This is a genomic window from Desulfallas sp. Bu1-1 (assembly GCF_015594625.1).
In the GTDB taxonomy this organism is placed as follows: domain Bacteria; phylum Bacillota; class Desulfotomaculia; order Desulfotomaculales; family Desulfallaceae; genus JADNRQ01.
On record NZ_JADNRQ010000013.1, the window covers coordinates 69,671 to 80,142 of the forward strand.

11 protein-coding genes are annotated in these 10,472 nt (G+C 48.6%); 4 read left to right on the plus strand and 7 right to left on the minus strand.

From position 1 onward, the window contains the following. Positions 1-147: 147 nt before the first annotated feature. The 3 genes from IT084_RS12325 to IT084_RS12335 all read left to right on the plus strand — a co-directional run bounded on the left by IT084_RS12325 (position 148) and on the right by IT084_RS12335 (position 2,804). Positions 148-564: a hypothetical protein gene (locus tag IT084_RS12325; RefSeq protein ID WP_195713198.1), complete on the plus strand. Its 417-nt coding sequence runs from the start codon at positions 148-150 to the stop codon at positions 562-564. Between the two features lie 137 nt (positions 565-701). Continuing rightward, positions 702-1,250, plus strand: a complete 549-nt coding sequence (gene cotE, locus IT084_RS12330) for an outer spore coat protein CotE (RefSeq protein WP_195713199.1) — start codon at positions 702-704, stop codon at positions 1,248-1,250. 138 nt (positions 1,251-1,388) lie between these two features. Next, positions 1,389-2,804, plus strand: coding sequence for a glycosyltransferase (locus IT084_RS12335; RefSeq protein WP_195713200.1), 1,416 nt, complete (start codon positions 1,389-1,391; stop codon positions 2,802-2,804). Between the two features lie 105 nt (positions 2,805-2,909). Here IT084_RS12335 and IT084_RS18660 read toward each other — a convergent pair whose 3' ends face one another. After that, a complete protein-coding gene (locus IT084_RS18660) occupies positions 2,910-3,446 on the minus strand; it encodes a CatB-related O-acetyltransferase (RefSeq protein ID WP_195713201.1) in 537 nt (178 codons plus the stop codon). Between the two features lie 169 nt (positions 3,447-3,615). Between IT084_RS18660 and IT084_RS12345 the strand changes: the two genes are divergently transcribed. Further along, a complete protein-coding gene (locus IT084_RS12345) occupies positions 3,616-4,278 on the plus strand; it encodes a hypothetical protein (RefSeq protein ID WP_195713202.1) in 663 nt (220 codons plus the stop codon). Between the two features lie 197 nt (positions 4,279-4,475). On the opposite strand, the gene IT084_RS12350 is transcribed toward IT084_RS12345, so the two are convergent. The 6 genes from IT084_RS12350 to IT084_RS12375 form a co-directional block, all read right to left on the minus strand. Further along, entirely contained in the window at positions 4,476-4,925 is a 450-nt protein-coding gene (locus IT084_RS12350; protein ID WP_092484071.1) for a dTDP-4-dehydrorhamnose 3,5-epimerase family protein, read from the minus strand. Next, complete coding sequence (gene rfbH / locus IT084_RS12355) at positions 4,918-6,492, minus strand: lipopolysaccharide biosynthesis protein RfbH (RefSeq protein WP_195713203.1); 1,575 nt, start codon at positions 6,490-6,492, stop codon at positions 4,918-4,920. Before rfbH ends, IT084_RS12350 begins: the two co-directional genes overlap by 8 nt. A 14-nt stretch (positions 6,493-6,506) precedes the next feature. Next, complete coding sequence (locus IT084_RS12360; RefSeq protein WP_313885474.1) at positions 6,507-7,406, minus strand: SDR family oxidoreductase; 900 nt, start codon at positions 7,404-7,406, stop codon at positions 6,507-6,509. Between the two features lie 68 nt (positions 7,407-7,474). Continuing rightward, the gene (locus IT084_RS12365) at positions 7,475-8,251 is read right to left on the minus strand and encodes a sugar phosphate nucleotidyltransferase (protein ID WP_195713205.1); all 777 of its coding nucleotides are present in this window, start codon (positions 8,249-8,251) and stop codon (positions 7,475-7,477) included. Positions 8,252-8,271: 20 nt separating this feature from the next. Then, a complete protein-coding gene (locus IT084_RS12370; RefSeq protein WP_195713206.1) occupies positions 8,272-9,315 on the minus strand; it encodes a glycosyltransferase family 4 protein in 1,044 nt (347 codons plus the stop codon). A gap of 21 nt (positions 9,316-9,336) precedes the next feature. Further along, positions 9,337-10,320 carry a glycosyltransferase gene (locus IT084_RS12375; RefSeq protein ID WP_195713207.1) on the minus strand — a complete coding sequence of 328 codons (984 nt, stop codon included), beginning with the start codon at positions 10,318-10,320 and terminating at the stop codon, positions 9,337-9,339. Positions 10,321-10,472: the final 152 nt, after the last annotated feature.

Below are 10,472 nucleotides of genomic sequence, written 5' to 3' on the forward strand. Positions count from 1 at the left end.
ATTTGGGGCCGTTGAACGGTATCTAAACCCCCTTACCCCTGCAAGGGGGTTTACTTATGTTAATAGACCTGTTTGCACAAAAAACCGCATTGCATCATAGTCTTAAATAAAAATTAAACAACAACTGAAAGGAGGGCCATATGCTACATGGATTCCAGCGCTGAACAATCCGGTGTGAATAAAAAGGTAGATGAAAAACTACATAAAAGCCCGGGGGAAGACTCCAAAAAAGAAAACAAAAAAGAAAAAATCCATAATCGAAGAATAAAGCCTCCGTTGCTTGCCCCCTGGTGGCCGTTTTGGTGGGGTTACCCCCGGGCCGGTAAGAAAAAAGCGGTTTTTCCCACTGCAGAAGCTCAAACCAATTCATCCGAGCTTTTCTCCAAGCCCGCCACCATGCAAACCAACGAAAATATCTACGATGATAATAACAAGAAAATTTCTGTTAATAATGAAGAGAAACATGAGAGGGTTTTTCAATTGGAAAGTTACAAAAAGGGGATTAAGGTAAACATAAATACCCGCCAAGATATATTTTTAAAAGTTTTTTTGCCCAAACAATAAATGTAATTATTAAAAACTTTTTCAAGTTTTTACCGCACATTTATCCTAAAAAAAACATATTATAAGTTGGCGGTTGAGTAAAAATAAGGTTCACATAAACCAAACCGGAAGGTCTTGTTTTAACGGGAGGGATAAAAGTGAATAAAACGACGGCAGTGGAAAAAAGAAATTTCGGTTTTCCCAGAAAAACATTTCGGGAGATTATAACCAATGCTGTATGCGGAACAACCCGAAAATCATTAAAATACACTCATTACATTGACCTGCCCCGTGGCGTCATACCCAGCCAGATTTTAGGGTGTTCGGTGACGGAACTGAGGCTGAACGATCCGGAGGTGAAAGATATAAACACAAAATCACTTACTATTGGCGCCAAGGGGATATATGAAGCACACGTCTGGTACGCGTATAATAACGGTAAAGAAACGGATGTACTGCGGTACCCTGTAAAATTTGAGGAATCTTTACCTCTTGAAGATTACGATTGCCAGCATACCGGCACGTTGGATGCCAAAATAACGGTAAGTAAATGCCCTGCTGTAGTGGAATCGGCAATCACCGAAGACCACCGGATCAAGCTGGAAACCGAAATGGAGATTTCTATAGAGGTAGTGGGTGAAACCAAATTACTCGTACAAGTGTATGTCCCCGGGCGTGGTGAAGTTGATGAGGGGGATGAGGATTAACCGAATTGTGCAGGCAGCCTGGTCAAAGTATTCAGCCAGAGCACGTCATTGACGTGCCTTTTTATTTCTTACTCAGCAAAATGCCCGTTTTGCAGTGAAACACGCTTTGTTACTAATTAACAAAAAGGAGTTGCTAAAATGTTTAAAAAAATTCACGAAAGCAATTTTCCAGGCACAACCTACCAGCCGGATATTTATTTACTTGCCGCCTTCCTGGGGCACCGCTACGAGTGTAAATACATAATTGATATCGGCTGCGGGAATGGCGCGAGTCTTACCATTTTTTATCCAAATTTCCAAATTATCGGCATAGGTTCCGGTTCTGATTTTCATTTGAATAACAGGCTTTTTCCCTTTGTTAAATGGCTGGAACATGACCTTGAAAATCCGGTAAGAATAAATCTGCCCAAAGAGTTATTAAGCAATTCCGTGATTATTTGTACAGGTGTCATCCAGCATTTAAGCAACCCCTATCATTTACTTGCAACAATTAAAAAATGGATGGATTATGCCCCGGTATGTTTGTTATCCGCCCCTGCAGCGGATTTGGCGCTTTCGCATTCATCGCCGGCGCGCAAATGGAATCTAAAGGAATTTGAACAATTTCTATTATCTTTTGGTTTTAATGTAACACATACGGGGCTTGCACTCGACGACACCAGCGGCGAAAAAACCAACATCCTTTCAATTATTGAAAAAAATAACCTGCAATTCAACTGCCCAGCTAACTTCAAGGTAGCAGCCATTATGGCGGCATATAATGAAGAAGATATTATCTATCAATCAATTAAACGTTTAATTGACCAGGAAATCCATGTGTATATAATCGAAAACTGGTCAACGGATGCTACTTATGAAATAATCAAGCAATTTGAAGGAAATGACTTTTTCCTGGGAAGCGAAAGATATCCCCCGGAAGGGCGCGAAAACTATTTTCACCTGAAAGGGTTACTTAGGCGGACGGAAGCACTGGTAAAGAAAATAAACGCAGACTGGTTCATTCACCATGACGTGGACGAAATTAGAGAATCACCATGGCCGGGCGTGAATCTAAGAAAAGGAATCTACCGGGTCGACCGCATGGGGTTTAACGCCATTGATCATACCGTGCTCACATTCTGCCCTCTGGACAATGGCTTTACACCAGGTTCCGATTTTGAAAGTTATTTTAAGTATTTTGAATTCAGCAAGCATCCCGGTGATTTTATCAGAATAAATGCCTGGAAAAATACCGGCAAACCCGTATTGTTATCTTTCTCAGGCGGGCACGAAATTGCTTTCGCGGGAAGACGGGTATTTCCATACAAGTTCCTGATGAAACATTACCCCATACGATCCCAGAGCCATGGGGAAAAAAAGGTTTTCACCGACAGAAAGCCCCGGTGGCATCCCGAAGAAAGGGCTGCCGGCTGGCACACGCATTATGATGATATTGCCCCGAAATCTTCATTTCTCCGGAGGCGGGAGGAACTGAGATATTTCAACCGGCCGGCCTTTCACAGGGAGTTCTTGTTGGAACGCCTATCCGGCCTGGGAATACTCAGGCTTCTCTAGCCGGGAATAATAATTTCAGATACTGTCCGGGTGTAATTTAAGCGAACAAAAAAAACTCGTCGCTTTGGCTTTATTGCAGACCAGGCGGCGAGTTATTTTTTATTCTTATAGCCTACCTTCCTTTTCCATTTTTTCAAATGCTTTCTCAATAAATATATCAACACCCGCAAAAAAGTATTCTTCAAACTCCTTTATTTCCTGGTCACTCCAGTCCCACCATCTTATTCTAAGCAAAGCCTTGATTTGTTCCTCCGAAAACCTATACTTGATAATTTTGGCCGGGTTCCCGGCAACTATGGCATACGGGGGGACATCTTTGGCAACCACCGAGCAGGCCCCGACAATGGCGCCGTCGCCTATTTTCACCCCCGACAATATCGTGGCATTATACAACACCAGAACATCGTTGCCGATGACGGTCGGGCCTTTGGAGAAACCGTCCTTATGAATTTCCCCGGTAAAAAAATAAAATGTTTTTAAAGGATAATTAGCCACATTATTCTGGTAATGTTCGCCGCCCGCAAATACTTTAACCCCCAGCGCGAGGCCGGAAAAATTCCCGATCTGAATAAGCTCCCGGGTGTCATAGGGCAAAAAATTAACGGGTAGCGCAATCGAATTTCTACCTATAATTATTGGCATTGTCCCACCCCTGTTTTGTTTATGAATTTTTAACCATTATATGTTAAATAATTAATCACGCTACACAATCATACAAAAAATCTCATAATTGTAAAAAATCTTGCATCCGGTAACCAAAAAACACTTGTGAGAATAGGTTATAAGTGTAAAAATAAACCGAGGTGATATAATGGCCAAACAGCTTCTGCTAAACAGGGGGTTTGAAAACGGGCTGGTAAATTTCTACACCCAGGGCACCGTATCGGCATATGGCGATATTGCCTACTGCGGCACAACATCGGCGCTGCTGCTGACCGATCCAACCTCAATTGCTGAGTTATCACAAGTAGTTATGTTTTTAATCCCCGGCACTCCGGTCAAGTTTTCATTCCTCGCCAGGAAATTTTATAACGAGGATGTCCAGGGCGTATCCAACGTAAGAGCTGAAGTAAATTTCTTCAGCGCGCTGGGCACAGCCATACCACCGGGCATGGTCATCACGATCAGGGGCCGCGATATATCCAAAAAAAGATGGAATTACTATGAAGAATATGGTGAAGTGCCCTTGGGTACTGTGGCCGCCCAGATGGTAATCCGCCTGGAACCGCCCGCAAGCGGGACCAGCGGCTTGCTGGTTGACAACCTGGCGCTGGTTGCCGAAGCGGTTGCACCACCCGCCCCCCAACCACAAATATTCCCGTCAAACCCGGTGCAGCCGGGAATAGCGGGTTTTCCGGTCCCACCAGTTAAAGATTTCCCGCCCGCATTCCCCGGCGGGTTAATGCCCAAAACAGGAGGCTGCAGCCGGTCAGTGAACATCAATATCCCTAACACTAAAAATAAAGAAAAGTAAAAACCCGTTTAAAAATCCTCAAGCCCCTTCCCTCATTTTCCCCTTCCTCCGGGTGTTTTTGCCCATATTTTAAATGAAAATCGAAACGGGGTAGGAGAGCTACTTCCTGCCCCGTTTTCATTTTCCAAAACAATTAAAAAAAGTCCCCGAAATTAACGGCAATAAGAACCCCCTGCGGTTACAGGGGGCTCTTAATTTTACCGGTGTTTCAGCTCCCAGTTATAGGGGATATGGTTATCCAGGGGGTCCAGGCGCTCGATTTCCTCCGGGTCGTGGGGAATGGTGGCGCAATTGGCCACGATGGCCTTTTGGGTGCCCACGCCCTTGAACCCGTTCCACACCATGGGCGGAATCTTAACCAGACAGTAGTTATCCTCGCCAATGAATATTTCCTGGATTTCCCCGCGGGTAGGAGAATTTACCCGCTCGTCATACAGCACCAGCTTGATCATTCCTGCAACCACGGCGTAATTAAGGGTCATCCGCCGGTGGATATGCCACCCCTTGATCACGCCGGGGTAAACCACAGAAAAGTAGATTTCCCCGAACCGTTCAAATTCCGGGTCGGTCTCTTTCAACATGTGCATGATTTTGCCCCGCTCATCGGGAATTTGCCTGAGCGGTTTAATCACAACCCCGTCAATCACCGGCTTCAACCCCTTTAATGAAATTGTCCAAGGTATCGAGGATGTACTCGATTTCCCGTTCACCAAGCCCCGGGTACAGGCCGATCCAGAATGCATTGTTCATAATTATGTCGGTGTTTTTCAAATCCCCCGCCACCCGGTGCTCCACCCCCCGGAAGGCGGGCTGCCGGGTCATGTTCCCGGCAAACAGCAGCCTGGTTCTGATACGGCGTTCTTCCAGGTAATTGATTAACTGTTGCCTGGTGAAGGGCGCACCCGGCCGCAGGGTAAGCAAAAAGCCGAACCAGCTGGGGTCCGCATGTTTCGTCGCCCGCGGGAGGATAAACCGGTCGCTGTGCTTTTGCAAGCCTTCGGATAGCAACTGGAAGTTCCGCCCGCGGGCCTGAATAAAACCGGGCAACTTGGCCAGCTGGGCCAGCCCCACGGCGGCCTGCAGATCCGTAAGCTTGAGGTTGTAGCCCAGGTGCGAATAGGTATATTTATGATCATAACCACGGGGCAGGTCCCCCAGTTGCTGCTGGAACCGCCGCTTGCAGGTATTGTCATGGCCCGGCGGGCACCAGCAGTCCCTGCCCCAATCGCGGAGAGATTCCACGATGCGCTTTAACAACGGGTCGCTGGTAATGACCGCCCCTCCCTCTCCCGTGGTAATGTGGTGGGCGGGGTAAAAGCTGACGGTGGCCAGGTCACCGAAGGTGCCGGTATATTTACCCCTGTATTTTGAACCCAGGGCGTCGCAGTTGTCCTCAATCAACCAGAGATTATATTTGCGGGCGATTTCCGTCACGGCATCCAGGTTAAACGGATTGCCCAGGGTATGGGCCAGGAAAATGGCCCTGGTCCTGGCGCCGACGGCGGCCTCCAACTGCCCGGCGTTGACATTGTATGTTTCCAGGTCCACATCCACAAAAACAGGCACCAGGCGGTTTTGCACAATGGGCGTAACGGTGGTGGGAAAACCGGCGGCCACGGTGATTACTTCATCGCCGGGTTTGAGCCGGCGCTCGCCCAGTTTGGGCGAAGTAAGGGCGGAAACGGCCAGCAGGTTGGCCGAAGACCCGGAATTGGTCAACAGGCAGTAACGCGCCCCGAGGTAGCCGGCCAGTTTTTGCTCGAGACTCGACGCGTACCTGCCGGCGGTCAGCCAAAAATCCAGCGCGGCATCGATTAAATTAACCATTTCCTGCTCGTCGTAGACCTTGCCGGAGCAAGATATCCAGGTCTGGCCCGGTTTAAAAGGCGCCGGCCGGTGGAACAGGCTGTAATATTGCCCGGCCCGGCGGGCGAAATCGCCCCGCCAGAGTTTTTCCAGGCAGGATGCTGTAATTGCCCCCGCCGCACCCTGGATCTCACCGGCGCCAACTTTAAACCGGCAGTTCAAATCAACCCCCAAAGGCAGATCCAGGCTTTGGTCCACAGCGGCGATATCCGCCGCTTCCAGGACGCAATCCGCCCCCCGGGGCGCGGGCGTTGTCACCGGCCAGATATGGCATGTTTCACTTTCGCGGACGGCCACCAGGGCGAAACCATCTTTTATTTTTATAATATCCCCCGCTTGATAAGGCATGTTGTTCCTCCTCGTTATTGTTTCAGCACCCTTTTCATTTCCCGCAACCCATCGCGCACGCCGGTCAAAGGGGTTGTCACCAGGGCCCGCACCTTGTCAACTTTGAGCCCCGCGGCCAGAGGCCGGGGGGCTTTTTGACTCAACTCCGCCGTGGTTACGGGCACAATCAGATTTTGATCAAGATCGAAGATTTGAGCCGCCTCCAGGGCAAACTGATAGCGGTCTATCAAATCAGGACCGGCCACGTGGTAAATCCCCTCTTCCCCCAGCTCGACCAGTTCTTTAACCACCCGGCATAAATTGGGAGCATAAGTGGGGGTGCCCACCTGGTCCCGGGGAACTTTCACCACCTCGCCCTGTTTGACGCGCCTGATTAAGCCCAATACAAAATTTTTCCCCTGCTGTTCCGGGCCGTAGACCACCGTGGTACGAATGATGAGCCAGGGACCGCGGGATTGTTGAATCCGCTGTTCCACGGCATATTTGGCCCTGCCGTACACGGATATGGGATTGGGCGGTTCATCTTCACCATAAGGGCCCGCCGCTCCATCAAAAACATAGTCCGTGCTGAAATACACGATTTTGGCCCCGACCCCGGCGGCGGCCTCCAAAACATAACCAACTCCTTCGACGTTCACTTGATAACAGAGCCCCGGGTTTTCTTCGCATGCTTCTACGTTGGGCATGGCTGCGGGAATAAACACCACACCGGGAACCAGTTCCTCCATTAATTGTCGGACATGGTTCCGCTTCATCATGTCCAGTTTGATCAAACCTTTTTGTGGATAAGAAAAAAAAGTGCCGGTAACCTGGTAATCACCTTTCAATGTTTCGTACAAACAACTGCCGATCAATCCGGAAGCACCGATAATTAACACGGTGCCAGGCACCTGGTAACTTTCTCCAGCGACCACCGGCAACTAATACACCTCCCACAGTCGGTGCCAGGTGCAAGTGCCAGGCACCTGGTAACTCATGGTAACTAATATACCTTCCACGGGGAATTGCCTCCGTACCACATTTCATTCAGTTCCTGGTAATCTTTATATGTATCCATGCACTTCCAAAAACCCTCGTGCACGTATACGGCAAGTTCCCGCATACTGACCAACTGTTCAAATACTTCGTTCTCCAGAATGCAATTTTCATCCATGTAGTCAAAAATTTTCCTGCTGAAGACACAAAAGCCGCCGTTAATAAAATTGTCGAGGAAAGGTTTTTCCTTGAATTCAGTGATAATGCCTTCCGGGTCAACGGCAATTTCCCCGTACTTGGAACGCGGCCTGATGCCCGTGATCACCCCGGTCTTACCCTTTCGCAGGAAAAACCTTTCCAGTTCATGGAGATTTACGTTGGAAAGACCGTCGCCGTAGGTTAAGAAGAAATAATCCCCGTCGATATACTTTTCAATTTTTTTGACCCGGCCGCCCGTATTGGTTTCCTGGCCCGTGTCGGCAAAAGTAATGTCCCAGTCTTCAACCTCGGCCATATCCTGCATGAACGATTTAATGCCGTACTTTAAATTCAGCTGCAGGTCCCAGCGGTAAAACTTATAATTAATAAAATAATCCTTGATTTGTTCGCCTTTATAACCCAGGCACAGGATAAAGTCGTTATACCCGTAATGGGCGTAATGTTTCATGATATGCCACAGGATTGGAAAATTGCCCACTTTAACAAGCGGCTTGGGCTTGTTTTCAGTCTCTTCCCGCAGGCGCGTACCTTTCCCGCCGCAAAGAATAACCACTTTAGGCTTCACCAGTGCCGCCCCTTTCGGAATTAAAGATTTAAGACCTCTTGATATTTTGGGAACACCTGATCCGGGTGAAAACCGGCAACTCTCGCGGATTGCCGTTCCAAAACCCGCTCTCTCGCTTGCCCGCCGGTTGCCAGCCGGTCAACCAGCCGGGCTGTTTCCCGGATATCCTTGTCGCGGATCAACCGCCCGGCCTCCCCCAGGACCTCCGCCGCGACCCCGAAATGATACGCGATGACGGGCACCTTGAGATACATGGCTTCGATCAGCGACGTACAGGTGCCTTCGTATTCGCTCATGCTCAAAAAGACATGAGACACTTGATAATACGCCAGCAGCTGCGCAAAGGAAACCCGCCCGGTAATGAAGACATTCTTAATTTGCAACTCATTTACCAGCGCCAGCAGCTTGCGATAGTAGCCCGGGTTCCCCCGGTATTCGCCCACCAGGAACAGCCGTGATTTTTGATTAACTCGCTTGTGATAGTAATTAAATACGCTGATAATGTCTTCTTGCTTGTTGTTGGGGCTGATCCGGCCGGCGAACAGCAAGTTGACGTGATCATCGCGATACAGCTTTAACAGGTGCGGGTCGGGCTCCCGGTCGTAATCCCCGAGGTTTACCAGCGGCGGCAGTACCAGCGTGCGTTCAAAACCCAGTTCGTGCAATTCCCGCTCGTGGTACTTGTAGTTGGTAATGACCAGGTCCATGTAATTTTTTAAAAATTTCAACTCCTCCCGGCCCCTCAACTGGTGTGTCCTGGACGGGTAGTCGCTGAAATATTCCGGCGGGACGATGCCGTGGTAAACCATTATTTTTTGCCGCGCTTTAAGCCCCGCCACAAATTGTGCCGCCTGGGAATCCATGAACATATGGTAGATAATTTGATCCCCCGGTTCTTGAAACTCATGGAGATCCAATGATCTTCCGCCAATTTCCCGCTTCCCGGCCGGGGTGTAAATATTGGAAACAACGCCCGTATTTTTCAACCTCTCCTGCAGATATAAGACGGTATGGCTGATCGCATCCCCGTATTTCAATAACGGGGTGATTTGATCTATTCGCATATCCAGCCTCCAGGTCATTTTTTAAAGGAGATTTAAAAGTCTCTTTTTCGACTCCTCGTAATCAAACAGGTGTAACCGGGATTCCGCGTACTCCATTACTTCATCGTAAAAAGCCCGGTCCGACAATAATTTCCTGGCCAGTTTCGCCGCCTGTTCTATATCGTGATACGGCACGCACAAACGCGGAAATAAAATCTTTTGCGTATATAAATTCTGCGGCGCGATACAAGGCATTCGCACCGCGGCGCAGTCAATGGGGAATCTCCCCCAAGTCAGGCGAAAATCCATGTGCACACCCAAACTGGACTTATTTAACTCAACAATGTAATGATCCCAGGAAACGGAGTGGTAACACCTGATGGAGGAAAGCGGAATATGTTTGCCGAACAGTTCAACATATTTTTTTTCCTTGGGATCCTGCAGGTCTACCGCACCCGGCAGGCCTATTTTCGACAGGGTGACTAAATTGGCCAACCCGTTGCGGGACCAGTAGGAACCCATGAAACTCCCGAGATGGATTTCCACCTCTTTTTGCACCGGGGGGCAAAGCTTTTCCCGCACCCTTTTCAATGGAAACGGAAGGCCGATAAAACCAACCGGTTTGCAAGTCAAAGCCTGAAAGAAGGGGACAGTTTCCGCGTTGGGAACCGCCACCGCATCCGCCATGTTCAGCAGTTCCACCAGCCTGACCTGGGCGTCCCGCGGGGTAAAAGAAGTGAAGTGTTCCAGCTCGGGCTCGGGATAAACGATTAATTTGGCCTTGGAACGCTGCTTGATTTTTATGGCCGGCTCAATTAAACCGTCCCGGACCAGAACCATCACCACGTCAAAGTTATTGAAAAATTCATAGCCCACCCCGTACCATCCCAGTGCAAAACCGGTGCCGCTGTAATGGATTCCCTCCATGACAGTGGCCCAGATGTGCAGGTTGTTGATTTCCAGGGTGCACACCTTTCCGTCCACGTAAGGATTAAAAGGATAACAAGTGACAATGCAAAACCTCAACAGGGTTCACCTCTCTATTTTCCACTAGTACATTCGAAAAATCTTAAAGCCTTGTAAATACAGGCTTTATTTTTTTGCATTTTTTTAGCTTCACCTCAAAAACCCCCCTTGATTTTATATCATGGCCAAAATACTTGATTTAGATATTATTA